The 14,211-nt window shown below is 38.4% G+C and carries 19 protein-coding genes; 8 read left to right on the top strand and 11 right to left on the bottom strand.

Annotation, left to right across the window (positions count from 1 at the left end):
- Positions 1-81 precede the first annotated feature (81 nt).
- The 7 genes from MHI40_RS21495 to MHI40_RS21465 all read right to left on the bottom strand — a co-directional run bounded on the left by MHI40_RS21495 (position 82) and on the right by MHI40_RS21465 (position 3,614).
- Entirely contained in the window at positions 82-270 is a 189-nt protein-coding gene (locus MHI40_RS21495) for a hypothetical protein (RefSeq protein WP_340765387.1), read from the bottom strand.
- A gap of 78 nt (positions 271-348) precedes the next feature.
- Entirely contained in the window at positions 349-537 is a 189-nt protein-coding gene (locus MHI40_RS21490; RefSeq protein ID WP_340765387.1) for a hypothetical protein, read from the bottom strand.
- A gap of 79 nt (positions 538-616) precedes the next feature.
- Positions 617-805 (bottom strand): hypothetical protein, encoded by a 189-nt coding sequence (locus MHI40_RS21485; RefSeq protein WP_340765384.1) that lies wholly within the window; start codon positions 803-805, stop codon positions 617-619.
- A gap of 91 nt (positions 806-896) precedes the next feature.
- On the bottom strand, positions 897-1,085 hold the full coding sequence (locus MHI40_RS21480; protein WP_340765382.1) for a hypothetical protein: 189 nt from the start codon (positions 1,083-1,085) through the stop codon (positions 897-899).
- 143 nt (positions 1,086-1,228) lie between these two features.
- On the bottom strand, positions 1,229-1,831 hold the full coding sequence (locus MHI40_RS21475) for an A24 family peptidase (RefSeq protein WP_340765379.1): 603 nt from the start codon (positions 1,829-1,831) through the stop codon (positions 1,229-1,231).
- Positions 1,832-1,860: 29 nt separating this feature from the next.
- Complete coding sequence (locus MHI40_RS21470; RefSeq protein WP_340765377.1) at positions 1,861-2,757, bottom strand: hypothetical protein; 897 nt, start codon at positions 2,755-2,757, stop codon at positions 1,861-1,863.
- A 131-nt stretch (positions 2,758-2,888) separates the two neighbouring features.
- Positions 2,889-3,614 carry a helix-turn-helix domain-containing protein gene (locus MHI40_RS21465; protein WP_340765376.1) on the bottom strand — a complete coding sequence of 242 codons (726 nt, stop codon included), beginning with the start codon at positions 3,612-3,614 and terminating at the stop codon, positions 2,889-2,891.
- 236 nt (positions 3,615-3,850) lie between these two features.
- On the opposite strand from MHI40_RS21465, the gene MHI40_RS21460 reads away from it, so the two are divergent.
- Together MHI40_RS21460 and MHI40_RS21455 are read left to right on the top strand one after the other, a co-directional pair.
- On the top strand, positions 3,851-4,096 hold the full coding sequence (locus MHI40_RS21460) for a hypothetical protein (protein WP_340765374.1): 246 nt from the start codon (positions 3,851-3,853) through the stop codon (positions 4,094-4,096).
- Positions 4,097-4,263: 167 nt separating this feature from the next.
- Complete coding sequence (locus MHI40_RS21455; RefSeq protein WP_340765371.1) at positions 4,264-5,562, top strand: replication-relaxation family protein; 1,299 nt, start codon at positions 4,264-4,266, stop codon at positions 5,560-5,562.
- 547 nt (positions 5,563-6,109) lie between these two features.
- On the opposite strand, the gene MHI40_RS21450 is transcribed toward MHI40_RS21455, so the two are convergent.
- The 3 genes from MHI40_RS21450 to MHI40_RS21440 all read right to left on the bottom strand — a co-directional run bounded on the left by MHI40_RS21450 (position 6,110) and on the right by MHI40_RS21440 (position 8,658).
- Positions 6,110-6,490 (bottom strand): hypothetical protein, encoded by a 381-nt coding sequence (locus tag MHI40_RS21450; RefSeq protein ID WP_340765369.1) that lies wholly within the window; start codon positions 6,488-6,490, stop codon positions 6,110-6,112.
- Positions 6,491-6,609: 119 nt separating this feature from the next.
- Entirely contained in the window at positions 6,610-7,665 is a 1,056-nt protein-coding gene (locus MHI40_RS21445) for a hypothetical protein (protein ID WP_340765367.1), read from the bottom strand.
- Positions 7,666-7,710: 45 nt separating this feature from the next.
- A complete protein-coding gene (locus MHI40_RS21440; protein WP_340765366.1) occupies positions 7,711-8,658 on the bottom strand; it encodes an OB-fold nucleic acid binding domain-containing protein in 948 nt (315 codons plus the stop codon).
- Between the two features lie 242 nt (positions 8,659-8,900).
- Between MHI40_RS21440 and MHI40_RS21435 the strand changes: the two genes are divergently transcribed.
- The 4 genes from MHI40_RS21435 (at position 8,901) to MHI40_RS21420 (ending at position 11,919) form a co-directional block, all read left to right on the top strand.
- Positions 8,901-9,824 carry a response regulator gene (locus MHI40_RS21435; protein WP_340765365.1) on the top strand — a complete coding sequence of 308 codons (924 nt, stop codon included), beginning with the start codon at positions 8,901-8,903 and terminating at the stop codon, positions 9,822-9,824.
- Entirely contained in the window at positions 9,821-10,576 is a 756-nt protein-coding gene (locus MHI40_RS21430; RefSeq protein WP_340765363.1) for a S1 RNA-binding domain-containing protein, read from the top strand. Before MHI40_RS21435 ends, MHI40_RS21430 begins: the two co-directional genes overlap by 4 nt.
- A 63-nt stretch (positions 10,577-10,639) precedes the next feature.
- Positions 10,640-11,572, top strand: coding sequence for a replication-relaxation family protein (locus MHI40_RS21425; protein ID WP_340765361.1), 933 nt, complete (start codon positions 10,640-10,642; stop codon positions 11,570-11,572).
- Complete coding sequence (locus MHI40_RS21420; protein ID WP_340765359.1) at positions 11,569-11,919, top strand: helix-turn-helix domain-containing protein; 351 nt, start codon at positions 11,569-11,571, stop codon at positions 11,917-11,919. The genes MHI40_RS21425 and MHI40_RS21420 overlap by 4 nt, the downstream gene beginning before the upstream one ends.
- Positions 11,920-11,934: 15 nt before the next feature.
- Here the strand turns inward: MHI40_RS21420 and MHI40_RS21415 are convergent, their stop codons facing one another.
- Positions 11,935-12,327, bottom strand: coding sequence for a hypothetical protein (locus MHI40_RS21415; RefSeq protein WP_340765357.1), 393 nt, complete (start codon positions 12,325-12,327; stop codon positions 11,935-11,937).
- Positions 12,328-12,485: 158 nt separating this feature from the next.
- Between MHI40_RS21415 and MHI40_RS21410 the strand changes: the two genes are divergently transcribed.
- Together MHI40_RS21410 and MHI40_RS21405 are read left to right on the top strand one after the other, a co-directional pair.
- Positions 12,486-13,160, top strand: a complete 675-nt coding sequence (locus MHI40_RS21410; protein WP_340765355.1) for a dTMP kinase — start codon at positions 12,486-12,488, stop codon at positions 13,158-13,160.
- A 107-nt stretch (positions 13,161-13,267) separates the two neighbouring features.
- Positions 13,268-13,909: a helix-turn-helix transcriptional regulator gene (locus MHI40_RS21405; protein WP_340765354.1), complete on the top strand. Its 642-nt coding sequence runs from the start codon at positions 13,268-13,270 to the stop codon at positions 13,907-13,909.
- The last annotated feature ends 302 nt before the right edge of the window (positions 13,910-14,211 follow it).

Raw genomic sequence — 14,211 nt, 5'->3', positions numbered from 1 at the left:
TCTATACTTGCATAGTTAATAGTTCACTATGAATTAATAGTAATTGAAATAAAAAAAGACCCAATTAAGGGTCTTCTTCAATTAGATTCCTGGAGTGATCAGTAACGCATCTGTAACTGCATCAACTGCAGCATTTGAAGCATCAGTACCAACTGTTACGAATTGACCGATAGCGAATACGCCTAAGCCGATAAGCAATGCTGCTACAATTACTGTTTCAACTGAGATGAACCCAGCTTTTTCACGTAATTTTGACATCATGTTTTTCATGTGTGTTTTCCTCCTATTTTTATTTTTTTTGGAACTTGCTGTTAGCGTGCCGTCACAATGACACCTGCTAGATTAGCATTAGATTCCTGGAGTGATCAGTAACGCATCTGTAACTGCATCAACTGCAGCATTTGAAGCATCTGTACCAACTGTTACGAATTGACCGATAGCGAATACGCCTAAGCCGATAAGCAATGCTGCTACGATAACCGTTTCAACTGAGATGAACCCAGCTTTTTCGCGTAGTTTAGACATCATGTTTTTCATGTGTGTTTTCCTCCTGATTTTATTTTTTTGCGAACTAGCAGTTGGTGTGTCGCCAAAAAAGGCGACTGCCAAACTAGTATTAGATTCCTGGAGTGATTAGCAACGCATCTGTAACTGCATCAACTGCAGCATTTGAAGCGTCTGTACCAACTGTTACGAATTGACCGATAGCGAATACGCCTAAACCGATCAGTAACGCTGCCACGATTACTGTTTCCACTGAGATAAACCCAGCCTTTTCACGCATTTTCTTCATGATTTGTTTCATTCGTTTGTTTCCTCCGATTTCTATTATTTTTGTTTTATTTGTGTCAAGGTGTTGACTGGAATACTCGTAAGCAACCAGTCTAGTGGAATAATTAAATTCCTGGAGTGATCAATAACGCGTCAGTTACGGCATCTACTGCTGCATTAGAAGCATCTGTACCAACTGTTACGAACTGGCTGATAGCGAATACGCCTAAACCAATTAGTAATGCTGCCACGATTACTGTTTCCACCGAAATGAAACCAGCTTTCGCTTTGAGCGATTGGATGATTTTCTTCACGTTTTTTCCCCCTTTAAATTGATAAGCCTTGCGATTCTAGCTTTCGCTGTCTCCGCCAACGCTTTTACGTAACTATCATATGCGGGTCCAAAAAATGTATTCCATTGTATCTAGTTCGCGACTCCAAAAATATGCCGAACTCCCTAGAACATCCATAAAATAAGGAATCCTACTACCATGAATGGGCCAAATGCAATCTTGTCTTTTCTGTTTTTTAATTTACAAGCGATTAAAATAAGCGATAGGAATGCTGCACAAATCATGGTAAACATCATGAATTCCCCAACACTCGAAAGCCCAATCATCAAACCGATAGATGGTGACAGTTTGACATCTCCCATTCCAAAGGCCCCTTTGGCAAAGACATATAATAGTACAAAGATGCCTAATAAGACTATCCCACCAAGGATTAACTCTTTTCCGAAAGCTGACCACAAAGATAAACAGTAGATTCCAGAAAGAACAAATGCGAAAGCTGACAATCTATTCGGGATTAGTTGGTGTTTCCAGTCGATAATGCCAATCATCAATAAATTCGCAACGAAGGGAATAAAAACTAAAACTGCCGGTCGTTGAAATAGCATGTCATAATTTACTTTTAATAGAGGGAACAGCAAAACAGTAAAAATCATAACTCCCACTAGCCACTTCCATGACACCGGATATTCCTTTCTGGTGTTCAGCCATATTCCGAACTCCAGCAGTAAGGTGATTACAATTGCAATTATTAAATACATTGTTTCCATATAGACGGGGACATGCCCCTTCCCTCCTTTTATTTTGGATGTATGCGTTCCGTGATTAGTAATTTTTTCAGTTCGTGTGTAACCTGTCCGATAACTGCAGACTCTTCACGGGTCGAGCCGTCTTCTAATGAAGTGAAAATAGCTTCTACAACAAGCATAGAACCGATTGGTGCGTCCTCTGGGACTGTGAAACTTGCAGAGTTACCAAAGCTCAACGAATGATCCCCTCCGACAAATAGCATTTTTACTTCTGCTGTTTCTTTCTCAGGATTGCTTGGTGAAACGGAAACAGAAACAGAGACATTTCCTCCACTTGCCATATGCAAGTCTGGAGAAGTAACTGGCCAGTCTTGTCTATCATAAATTGCGGGATTCACGACTTTGGATGCAGATAAACTTCCAAATGATAACGAACCAGTATATGTTTTATCCACTTTATCTCTCCACCTAAGACCGAGTCCCTGAGCTGCTCGAACCTCTATGACAGGCGGTAAAAAAATTGGCTTTGTATATGCATGTAGTCCAATAAACACCGATGGGCCTGAAGTTTGGAACTGAACACCTTCTGTTCGCACGGTTCGGCTTGTCTCGGTGGCTCTCTCATTAATAGCAACATCCTGAATAGGCATGCTGTCTAGTTGACCGGTACCCTCACCAAACTCGCTAGCAAGCAAGTTGTTTACTGAAGCTTGAGATTTATTTATATCAAGGACAATTTCTCCGTCTTTCAATTCTTCTTCATCAATTTGCCAGACCCCAGCTTTCGCCATGTTGTCCGCAACCATTTCGATCTTCGACTTAGCTGAATATGATTGTGTTATTTCAATTACTAGAAAAAGAATAATAGGCGTTAATATTGCTGCAAACAACAAAAACGGGACAGTGACATAGCCACCCTCGTTCCGTACTTTCTTAAATTTCATCATTCCACCCCTTTTTTCGTATTTCTCTGGCTATTATAGTGACAAGGCCATTAATCTATGAAAGAAAGTATGTTTAATCAATTGGAATAAAAAAAAGCCGCTCCCATTGTAGGAGCGACCGTTTATCTTATTATTTATTTTTGTTCGTTTTTTTGTTGTTCTCTCTTAAATTTTTCTGCCATTTCCATTAATTCAATCATTTCCGCATATTTTTTTTCACCAAAGTCACAATTTAATAGGTGAATTACAGTTTTTATAAATAAAGACTTCTCTTCCTCATCAATATCACGACCTTTGATGGCTAATGGAGTATTAAATAAAAGAGTTTCTACATTTATCGCAGAGTTTCCTGTTGAACCAGTTTGCTTAATGGATGAATTCCCTTCTGCTAAAGTAACAAAAGCAACTGGATCCTGGTCAAGTGCCATCGCAATCTTCTCCAACATCTCTTTTGAAGGAGTTTTTCGGTCTCCTTTTTCAATTCGATGTATGTATGAAGAGCTAATACCAGATACTTCTTGCATTTGGCGAAGGGAAAGCCCCTTACTTAATCTTAAGTTCTTAATAAGTTCTCCAATTTCTGAGTACTTTGGTTTTTCAATTCGCTTTCGTAACATTCTTGTGATTCTGTAGAATTTAGCTACGTCTTCTTCTGTTAATCCTGTTTTTTTAGAACTACGAGCTTTTTCTATCTCTTCTTCGATCATTTCAATCTTCTCTACAGTTTCAAATCCCATAGTCTCTCGTATTAAATTATCGATTCGAGAAATAGCTACGCGATTGTCTCTTTTAGACGATTCTTCTATAAATTCTAAGTACCAATCTCCAAGTCTTTTTCTTTCTTCTAATAAAATATCCATATATGCCGCAGCCTAAGCTGCTTCACCCCTTTTCTCTAATATTATTTGTTGTTTCTAAAGTTGTGTAACTATTATTTAACTATTATTTAACTCTTATCCTTACTATACCACAAAGATAGTACAAAAGAAACATTTTTGTTCAATATAGTATATATTTTTTATTTTCGTTGACTGTGGTGTACAATGGTGATATACTTAAGTTATAAATATAAGCAGAACGAAAGGGGAAAAATAATATGATTAACAAAGCTGATTCTTACCACTTAACAAGAGGAACTAAATTAATGATTGAGGAAATTGTAAAAGCAGAAACAAGAATAAATCGCTATGAAATTTGCGATCGTCTTGTTCAGAGCGTGATGGAGAAGTATCCCGGTTCAGCTTTAGACTACCAAGTTAAACGCATGAATATCGAAACTACTGGTAAAGTATTACAAGCTATCGATACTTACTTCTTCAAACACCACCGTATCGCATCTTAATCCAATTAAAAATCGGAACACTGTATAGTGTTCCTTACATATTACGATAACAAATATACTATAGTCAACAAATAAATATATAGGTATACATCATGCGACCGTTTATGAGCGTACCTTCCTTCCATTCCGCATATAATACAGCGGAATTTTTTTATGGAGGGAAAGCTATGGCAAAACCATTGAATGAATTACTGCAAACACTAAAACAACAAGATGTGGATATTCTGTATATGATTTATCAATACCGGTGTCTATCACTCTTGCAAATAAAAGAACTGAAACAACAAAGACAAACATTAGATGATGCCAAAGCAACAAGGATTACAAAAACATCTTTACGATTGTTGAAAAAAGAAGAGCTTTTAAAAGAAGAAGAGTACCTTGGAGACCGCATTTGTTATTTCCTCACTCCACTCGGAATTGAAATCATACGACACTTTTTCGAGTTGCCCACGAATATCTACGACTCTAAAAGAAAAGTGGTCCGTCGTGGCTACTACTTGGCATCTGAACTCAGCATGTATCCCAAACTCATCAACCATCAAATACATCTGAATCAGTTTGTTATTGAGTATATGGCTACACAACCATCTATTCCATGGAGATATTATGACGAAAAGTATGTCTCGCAATACACAAGTATTCGACCAGATGGAATGATTTCCTTTGCCGACATTGATCTCTTTTTAGAGATGGATATGGGAACGGAATCCCGAAAACAACTGTGCGATAAGTGGGAAAACTATCGTAACTTCTTAAATTCGCAAGAATATGCATTTAGAGAAAAGCGAATCGTGGTATTTTTCATCTGCGAAAATGTGGTTCGTACAAAAGAACGTGTTGCTCTGGTTAAGCACACGATTTATGAACGGCTTTTAGATAAGATGGAAGCGGATTTTGACATAATGGTTGGTTCCAAAGAAGACTTATTGGCATACTTAACCAATGTTCTCATTCCATCCTTCACTAGAAACGACCTGAACGCTCGAAAAATAGAGCATTTCCTTTCCGTAAAACACAAATTTGTAACCTCGGATGGAGACAGATTGTCCAGACTCTTTCCCGATGCGGATTATAGATGGTATATCCGTAAATTAGATGAAGAGCAGAAAATTTTAGTTAAAGAAGGTAGAATACAAGAGTTCTTAGTAGACGATTATGAGGGTGCTCCTGTCAGTATAGTGGCAAAAGTCTCCTATTGGGAAAAGAATACTCTTTACTTCCAGAACCGATTCAAACGGAAGATAGGCTATATTATAGTTGCTGAATCTGAACAGCAAATTAGAGACGATCTACGCATGATTGATATGCACACGCAAGAAAACATATTCTTCACCACAATTCACAGAATGGAACATCTCTCTTTCCACAGAGCTCTTTTTCAGTTTGACTTACTCGGAAATTTGTACTCTTTCGAAAATGCTGGATTAGAACGACGGGTGTTTGAGCCACACACCTTTGAATAACCGAGCCCATTTTGGGCTCTTTTTTGTATTGCATCTAAAAAACAACTTCGACAATGACGAGCACCTTGCTACCTTAAGGACTACTATCCGTAATAATTTATTCATTGCTTTTCATAAAAGGTGTCTTTTCAGTACCTTTATTTTTTTAGGAAGATTATTTTACTTTCGTGCTGTTGGAGGAAATACTATGTAACATTACGGTATATAGGTTATTGGCTCACTATGTCGGAATATTCCGTTTTTATATTATGTTGTTTAGTTATATATAAATTCTAAGTTTTTTTTAATTTTCTATTGTTCAGCAAGACTCTTTGCGATTGCGGGAATAAACTGTGACGTGATTGTATATAGGTTATTGGTTCATTATGTCGGAATATTCAGTCAACAAGTACTCCGTTCGGGATACTTTGTGTTTTTTCTTAAGTATCCCGAATATATATAATGTCATCGTTCTGGTTGCGAGGTATCCAGAGAAGCTAACGTCTAAAATACGAGAGGATATAAAAAGCACTCCGCTATACAGCAGAATGCTCATTACCAGGATTACCTATTCTTTTTTCTCTAATTCCAATAGGAGTGTGCCGTTTTTCCGAAGGGTAATCTGGTAATCTACTAATAGGTTTACTTCGATTCCTTCCTCCATGTACTGCTCAATATATTCCGTCACTTCAAACCAACTGCGAATTTCCTTTTTATTGTTAAGTAAACTTGCCCCTTGACCTTCCTTATTGAAACCTATTACTAATTTGGTCTGTCCTTTATCCGTATCGTAACCAAATCGAATTCCTGTGACCTTTTCTTCTTGAATGTATTCTTTCAAGCTCTTGGAAAGTATTACGGTATAGGCAATTCCTTCGGTTTTCTTGCGTCTGCTCTTAAATCTTATTGTCATATTACTCGTATCTGCTTTGTCTACTAACCATTTCATCTACTAATCACCTCTCCATGATAGATATTTTAGCATAAATATATCCAAAATCGAGAATATTCCTCTATATTTCGACAATTTAGCAATAGATATAAAAAAAAAGAGGCTTTTGGCCTCTCTCATGCTGATTCTTTTTCTTCGTATTCCATTTCATATATCTCTAGCAACTCTTCATACGTAAGCGAGCTATTAGTAGTCGAAATTTTCGTTCCGATAGATAGTTCCTCTGCATATCCAATGATTTGCGATGCAATCGACTCTGCTCTTTCTGCAATTTCATCTTGGTCTGATATTCTGGATGTCTTATCCATCTGAGCAGCAATGCCATTTACTCGGTCATTCGATAGAATATTCTTTTGCTTGATCCGTTTAGCCGCATCCTGAAGAGCTGTTTTCGATTTTTGTGTAACCGAATTTCCTCTTTCAATAGTCGACAACACAGCAGATACCTGTTGGAAACCATCATTCAAACAAGAAGCAATAATTTCGTACATCGTGGTAACCGATTCTCCTTGCATGCCTTGGGCAATTGTTTCTTTGATATCATCCTCAAACATATCCAAATTCTCCATTACTGGAAAAGGTTTAACTTCTAAGTCCATGTAGAAGGATTCTTTGTATTCTTCTCGTGATGGGATTTTCGCAAGAATAGATGTGACGACTATCTCTTGGTCAACCGCGTTCAAGTCGTCTAAACTGGCACGAAGCGACTTTTCAAATTGCTTCATTAAGCTTTCCCATTGAACAACTATTCTGTCTCTCGTTTCAAAATACCGCTTTTTATGTTCCTCAAATTTTCTCAAGAAGGTTTTGTACGTTTCAATCGGCATATATTTATCATCAAATCCAATACATGCACGACGTCTAGCTGTACGAACACTGGATTCTGCATTTCCAAGCTCTTTATCTAGCGTGTCTGGAATAAAATTGATCTTCCCTAGCTTTACATGGTCTGCAAAGAATTTTTGTGTTTCCTCATTTTTATCTGTTAGATTAACCCCGTAAACTTTAGGATTTACTTCGATATGTGAGCGACGGCGTCCCACCGTTTCACTCACTACTAGTCCCGTTTTTTGTATGAATTTAGAAAGGTCTTCCATGCTGCTGATGTGACCTTTCCCCTTCAATTCATCAATCAATTCTTTTGTTTTATCTTTTGAATAGTGCATGCTCATATGGCATCCTCCTTTTTATAGGCGTGTTTCCACGCCTCGAACCCTTTAATTATCAAATGTTTTTAGATAGACTTTCTTTTGGAAGAGTTTCGCAAACTCTTGCCCTTCAGAAGACTTACTGCTCAAATGTTCGAAATGCCCCAGTTGCAAATTGAGGTTCCAGATGATGCCAAACATCACAGCTTCTTTAGATCTTGCTGTATGGAGGTCTCCCCAGTCACTTCTTCCATGAGCAGAACCAATACAATGCTCAAGCAACAACTTTTTCTCAGGTGGCATATCAACTTTTATAAGTTCTTCCAAGACCACTTTCATCGTAAGATAAAGTTCTTCGAAAAATTCGCCTGTTTTAGTCCGTGAAACACGACTGTTTTTAATCTCATACGCAAATGCTTTGCCCACAGGCTCTAGGATGGCAACAGTCTTTAGCAAGTCTCTACTAACTCCATGACCATCTTCGTTTATCACTTCGGATACACTATCGATTAAGCGAAGCAACCGTACAACAGATACAATAATTCCCCCTGTGTACGAAAATCCGCTCATGAGAGTTGCTGGTGAACTGAAATAAAGATTGTTCACATCCGAACGAGATAGCACATTTAACACCAACTGTTTCAGCGAATCATCGGTGATTGCTTGTACATGTTCATTAAGTTGATGTTTCAACTTAATTAATGTATCTTTCTCCAGACCCACCTCTGGCAATTTCTCTATGCGAAACTTTACAATGTCAATATTCTGATGTTCTACTCCAAGAGAAATTTTCCCTTCTATAGATACAAACATACCTTCCTCTAACTGCTCCACATCTTTATAAACTGGATGGTTGTTCCATACAAAAGAAGCAAGCGTTCCGGTAGAATCAGTAAACTGTAAAAACCAGTATTTTTCACTCTTCCGGTTCTCTTTTTCTTCCTTCTTAGTTACATAAGCCTGAATAACACCCAGTTCGTTGTCCGTAGATTCATTAATCTTTTTAACAGCGTTCATAAAAACTCCTCCTTTTTAATTCGGTTACCTTCCTAACTAGACGCAAAGATTGACGTCCCTCCTTTTGATTTAAACTGTTCTATTCTAGTTGTTTTCTTCCTAATTCATTCCGTTTAAATATCGTTCCCCCATTTATTATGATTCGTTCGACCAAAACGAGTAATAATACATAGCCCAAGTGTGTAAAATAAAATTGACAACAGTCAACCAGAATAAAATAAAGTGAGGAAAGAGGTGAAGTAATGCGGATACTGGTAATTGACGATGCTTATGCGATGCGTAACCTCATACAAAGGTGTGTAAAGCAGGCAGGTTACAATATACCGCTAGAGGCCAAGTCTTCGCACGAAGGAATTCAAATTCTGGAAGCAAAGAAACCGGACCTCGTTCTCCTTGATCTGAAGCTAGAAGGAAATGACAGTTTTGAATTTCTAGAGTACATCAGGACACTGAGTAACCCACCGGTTATCTTCGGATTAAATGGTTCTAATCAACCAGAAATATCCGAGCGTGCCATGGAACATGGCGTGAAGTTAGTCGTCCGCAAACCGTTTCAACCTAGATTCTTGACCGATCGGATCGATGAGCTTGCTGAAGAGCTTGCAGAGAAGCAAACAGAGATAGTCTCAACAGAAACAATTGACTCAACTGAAAAAATAAAGGAGCCACAGCTATTCGCTGCGGAGGTACCCCTTGTACAAGATGATGCTGAAGATGACTTTTTTAATCAGAAAGTAACAGTTATGGCTTCTCCAAAAGAAGAGCCCGACAGTATCATTCGAGTGAAATCTGACCGGGATCAATTAGTTTTTGAAAGAGACTACGAACAAATGCCTATTTCGAAAGAACTTGAGCTTCTGCCAGTAAATGAATTGGTACCTGAATCAGAAGTCGATGTTGCACAAGTAGTAAATTTTTTTCATGAAGAGGCAGTAGAAATACTGGAGGATCCTGTTCTAAAGCCAGAAGTCTGGAGACCGCGTATACGCCCTCCCAACAACTCTAGTTTGGAAGAGTCTCCAACATTAACACCATCATCACTAAACCCGGAGTACACAGAGGAAGTGTATTTCATCAATAAAGAGGAAGATGCACAAGAGACCAAAGAGTCCTTCTTCTCCCTCATCAAAAAATTTTTCAATAGAAAACAGGAGGAAATAAAATGAAAAACCAAAAAGCATTCGAAAAAGCGATGGAAGAAAAGAAAGTTATGAAAGGAACTATCAAGTTAGTTCAGTTCGACAAAGAGTTAAACACAGATATCCTAGGTATGGATTTAGACGGTGTGAAAGCTGTTATCGTTCGTGAAGAAGTAGATGTGGATCTTAATTGGCGTTCGCTTGTTAACTTCCTTGGTCGCGAAGTTCACTACACAATTAAGAGCATCGACCTAGAAAACGGTATCGTTTATTGCTCTCGTAAAGAAGCACAACAATTGACGAAAGACGGTGTTGTAAAACGCTTAGAAGAAGGCGAAGTAGCAAACGGTCAAATCATTAATATTCTGAAATACGGAGCGTATGTGGAAATTGATGGCGTAACTGGATTACTGAAAAACCAAGATTTCGCAGATGACTACACAGCTATTGGGGATGTGAAGAAAATTGGTGAAAAAATCAACATTCGCCTTCGCAAAGTTTCTGAAAGCGGACGTTTACTGTTCGAAGCAGTGGAAAAGCATAGCAGCCCGACGATCATGGGTATCGATATGTTCGAACGTGACCAAATCGTATTTGGAATGATTCGAAACGTGAAGCCTTGGGGAGTATTCGTGCGTATTGCACCAAATTTAGATGCTCTTTGCTCCATTCCTCCAACTGGTGAAATCGAAGAAGGTATGAAAGTATCTTTCCGAATCACTCAAGTAGATGAAGAACAAGGTCGCGTACGCGGAAAAATCTTACGTGTCTTGTCTTAATCCTAAAGAGGGGAGCTTTGCTCTCCTTTTTCTTATACCTAAAATCAGAGAGGAGTCAAACAAGTGAGTTTCTTATTAAAAACAGACAAACACGAAACTATACCAGCAGATCTGCGACAAACATTTGAAAACAAATTTACCTTAAGTGTGGGTCGTAACGAAATTGTCAAAATGAAAAACACAGATGTCATTAAAGACCGTGATCTAGATGTTGCCAAGTTCTTATTTCAAATGACTTTCGCAACGGCTCGACAAATTCATATGGCTTTAGCTGACAAATCATCGAGTGGAAACATTCAAGCTCGTTTAGAAAAACTGGTGAGGTATCGCATTCTAAACAAATTCATGCTTTCTTCTTTTGAAGAGGAAAAGGTTCATCCAGAAGCACAGGAGTTTTATTGCCTTGACTTAGGCGGACGATATCTACTTGCTCATTATTCCAATCAAGATACAACAGATTGGGTATCTACGGTCAATATGAAATCCTCTGAGCTAATTTCCAAGACCTTAGCCGTTACAGAGTTTTACGTCCAGCTAAAACGAAGCATTCCAGAAAAAATCATATCTTTTAAAGCTGAACCCGAATTGCGTATGGGGAAAAAGAATATCGTCCCTTCCTTTGAATTAACACTTGATGTGGGCGGATTACCTAAATGCTTTTTAGGAGAAGTCGTAAGAGAATATGATTTCCCTTCCCAGTTTAGAGATAAAGCTGCGAAACTAGAATCAATATTGGTAACCCGAGCGTGGAAAAAGTATTATTACCAATCGGATACTCCACCAGTATTGTTTGTACTATGTGATGGAGACAGAACCGCATTCGATGCAGGGAAATTGATACAAGAGACAACAGAGATGCGTTCGTATCGACTTACGACAGATGAACGCATGTCTACCATTCCTCTGTATGAATTGGGAGCATTCCTTCGCTATGAGGCTGAAGAACCTGATGAAAAAAAATTGAGAGAAATCAAAGCAGTTACCTTCCGACCATGAAGAATGATTCGTTTGGTGAAATGTTGCGAACGACTCGTGTGGCAGAGCAGATGACTTTAAAAGAGTTGTCTGTAGCCACAGGACTATCCTCTTCTTACATCTCTCGCATGGAAAGGGACCAACGCACCCCTTCTGTCGAAAGTCTAAGACTAATAGCAGGCTCCCTGCCATTGTCCTTATCTCAACTTTTACAAGCAACGGGCCATGAAATCCCTGATGTACCATTTATAGAGCTTTCGGACATGTTAAAAAAAGAGATGGTGCTTCATGGGAAAAAGGCACCTAAAGATTTAACGGATGCCTTAAAAAAACAATTGAATCGCTATACAAAAAAGGACCTGACATAATGCCGGGTCCTTTTGCTATTGGTAGAAGTTTAGGATCACTAGCGTTACAAACAATCCGAAACCTCCGAGTATTGCCGTAGTGACAAAGAGCACCAGAATATCTTTTAAAACAGCTTGTCTTTCATAAGGATTATCTCCAGTGTTAGACAGCTTCATCATTAACATGATGAATATCAATATGGAAGTTAATAGACCAAAAGCAAGGACGAATGCCAAGAACTTTTGCCAATCCTCATACAAATTAAACCAAGCTTCATCTACATTCTTCGGATCATCATACTGAATCCTGTCTGCTCCTCCTCCTAGACCTATGTCTTCTTGTTGGGCATGAGTCACAGTTGGAGAGACAAACAACAACAACAAACACATGAAAAGGAAAACGCCAACCGCATTCCATTTATTTTTCATTTTTTTACTCCTTTCTACTTATTCGCTGCTCTATCATATGTATTTTGTATGGCTTCGATTCTTCAATATTCGACGCATTGTTTTATTTCTACTGCATAAGATGGTGTAGACGTAAAAAATAGGAAAGTCAAAACTTTGATAAAAAAGGAGCGTTTCATATGAAAGGGAAATTAATCGTTTTAGAATCTGGTGTAGATGGTGCAGGAAAAGAGACGCAAGCGAAATTACTGGAGAAATCACTCATAAATGCGGGCGTTAAAACAAGGAGAATCAGCTTTCCAGCATACGAATCCCCTTCTTCAGCATTAGTACGCATGTATTTGAATGGTTCGTTCGGTCTTGATCCAGAAGCTATCAACCCTTATGCTGCTTCTACGTTTTATTCGGTAGACAGATTGGGAAGCTACTTGTCAGATTGGAAAAAGGATTTGGAAGATGGTGTAGTCATTATTCTTGATCGTTATACATCGAGCAATATGATTTACCAAGGTGCTAAGTTGTCGGGAGAGGAACGTCGTACCTATTTATCTTGGTTGGACCACCATGAACATGAGATATGTGGGCTACCAAGACCCGACCTTATGTTGTTTCTTGATGTAGAACCTGAGGTGTCTAAAAAACTTAGAGAAGGACGTACATTAAAAGTTGGAGGAGAACGAGATATTCATGAAGAAAACGATAGTTACATGCGGACTACCTGTTTAGCAGGACGAGAAGCAGCGTCAACGTTCGATTGGAAAGTAATCGCATGCGATAACGGAAGCACTATGTACGATATAGATGTTATTCATCAAAAGATTTATCAAGAAGCGTTGACTTTGTTGCATACCTAACAGAAGGACCTTGCCTAACGGCCGGGTCCTTTGTCAATTTTATTTGACAATATAGGGTCTACCAGTTATGATAAGAACAATAGATAAGATTTATGGGAGGTTTTTGGATGACTAATGAAAAGTCCCCGTTAGTGGAAGGTCAAATATTAGAAGGCATTTGGGAAATAGAAAAACTGGGTTTAGTTTTAGATAAAGAAGAAGATGTAATCGATAATAAAATCATGGATATCCTCGACGACAAACGAATGATATTGTCAACTTTGGCCAAGAAAACAGGGTTGTCCCGACAACTAGTAAATACAATTGTAACTGGCAAGTCGAAACCTGGTATAGACGCTGCACTCAAGATATCGTATGTTTTAGGTGAGCCAGTGGAGAAACTCTTTTCCTTGACTGATTCAGCATGGCTAACTCCTTTGAAATCAGACTCAGACACATCCTTATACTTATCAATGGTCGATAATGAAGTGCTTCCATATCATGAAAGAACTTTACGAATCAAAGCGGACAAAATGGAGTATTTCAATCCAGGGACTAGAAAAAAGTTTACAAAAAAAGAAATAGAACGCTCCATGAAATCTTATGTGGAAGAGCGAATAGAATCACGACATGAGCAAATTCTTAAAGAACATCCCGGTATGGGGTGGAATCAAGCGAAAAGCGTAGCTGGTAAGCAGCTGAAGCAAGAATTCATGGAAGACTACGAGTTATTATTTAGACAAATTATGATACCAGTAGAAAAGGATTGACGAGGAGTTGAGAAGAAATGGAGAGATTATTGACAGCTATCAAAGATACTCGCTGTATAAAACGAATTCAGAAAAGGACGAAATCTTCTAAAAGTTTTTTTTCTGTATTAGTTCATAATCTCTTGTTCTCTCCTTTAGCATCTAACCGATTAATCCGTCGAATTATCGCCTGGCAACTTGCTTTTTTATTGCTAATCCCCTTCGCTTTCCTAGTTCGGAAGGGAATTGAATGCATCATTCGCCTACTTTTTTAATAGAGTAGGCTTTAATTTTGCCTCTAATTGCGTATGATAGAACGATTT

Source organism: Psychrobacillus sp. FSL H8-0510 (genome assembly GCF_038008345.1).
In the GTDB taxonomy this organism is placed as follows: Bacteria; Bacillota; Bacilli; order Bacillales_A; family Planococcaceae; genus Psychrobacillus; species Psychrobacillus psychrotolerans.
Note: the sequence above shows the minus strand (reverse complement) of the source record. Positions and strands in the feature narration are given on the sequence as shown.

What these genes read in the sequence shown, in the direction of transcription:
- MHI40_RS21485 (WP_340765384.1), bottom strand. Translation starts at nt 805, where the DNA reads ATGAAACAAATCATGAAGAAAATGCGTGAAAAGGCTGGGTTTATCTCA.
- MHI40_RS21440 (WP_340765366.1), bottom strand. Translation starts at nt 8,658, where the DNA reads ATGAACGCTGTTAAAAAGATTAATGAATCTACGGACAACGAACTGGGT.
- MHI40_RS21445 (WP_340765367.1), bottom strand. Translation starts at nt 7,665, where the DNA reads ATGAGCATGCACTATTCAAAAGATAAAACAAAAGAATTGATTGATGAA.
- MHI40_RS21435 (WP_340765365.1), top strand. Translation starts at nt 8,901, where the DNA reads ATGCGGATACTGGTAATTGACGATGCTTATGCGATGCGTAACCTCATA.
- MHI40_RS21495 (WP_340765387.1), bottom strand. Translation starts at nt 270, where the DNA reads ATGAAAAACATGATGTCAAAATTACGTGAAAAAGCTGGGTTCATCTCA.
- MHI40_RS21430 (WP_340765363.1), top strand. Translation starts at nt 9,821, where the DNA reads ATGAAAAACCAAAAAGCATTCGAAAAAGCGATGGAAGAAAAGAAAGTT.
- MHI40_RS21455 (WP_340765371.1), top strand. Translation starts at nt 4,264, where the DNA reads ATGGCAAAACCATTGAATGAATTACTGCAAACACTAAAACAACAAGAT.
- MHI40_RS21450 (WP_340765369.1), bottom strand. Translation starts at nt 6,490, where the DNA reads ATGAAATGGTTAGTAGACAAAGCAGATACGAGTAATATGACAATAAGA.
- MHI40_RS21410 (WP_340765355.1), top strand. Translation starts at nt 12,486, where the DNA reads ATGAAAGGGAAATTAATCGTTTTAGAATCTGGTGTAGATGGTGCAGGA.
- MHI40_RS21405 (WP_340765354.1), top strand. Translation starts at nt 13,268, where the DNA reads ATGACTAATGAAAAGTCCCCGTTAGTGGAAGGTCAAATATTAGAAGGC.
- MHI40_RS21470 (WP_340765377.1), bottom strand. Translation starts at nt 2,757, where the DNA reads ATGATGAAATTTAAGAAAGTACGGAACGAGGGTGGCTATGTCACTGTC.
- MHI40_RS21475 (WP_340765379.1), bottom strand. Translation starts at nt 1,831, where the DNA reads ATGGAAACAATGTATTTAATAATTGCAATTGTAATCACCTTACTGCTG.
- MHI40_RS21465 (WP_340765376.1), bottom strand. Translation starts at nt 3,614, where the DNA reads ATGGATATTTTATTAGAAGAAAGAAAAAGACTTGGAGATTGGTACTTA.
- MHI40_RS21415 (WP_340765357.1), bottom strand. Translation starts at nt 12,327, where the DNA reads ATGAAAAATAAATGGAATGCGGTTGGCGTTTTCCTTTTCATGTGTTTG.
- MHI40_RS21420 (WP_340765359.1), top strand. Translation starts at nt 11,569, where the DNA reads ATGAAGAATGATTCGTTTGGTGAAATGTTGCGAACGACTCGTGTGGCA.
- MHI40_RS21460 (WP_340765374.1), top strand. Translation starts at nt 3,851, where the DNA reads ATGATTAACAAAGCTGATTCTTACCACTTAACAAGAGGAACTAAATTA.
- MHI40_RS21490 (WP_340765387.1), bottom strand. Translation starts at nt 537, where the DNA reads ATGAAAAACATGATGTCTAAACTACGCGAAAAAGCTGGGTTCATCTCA.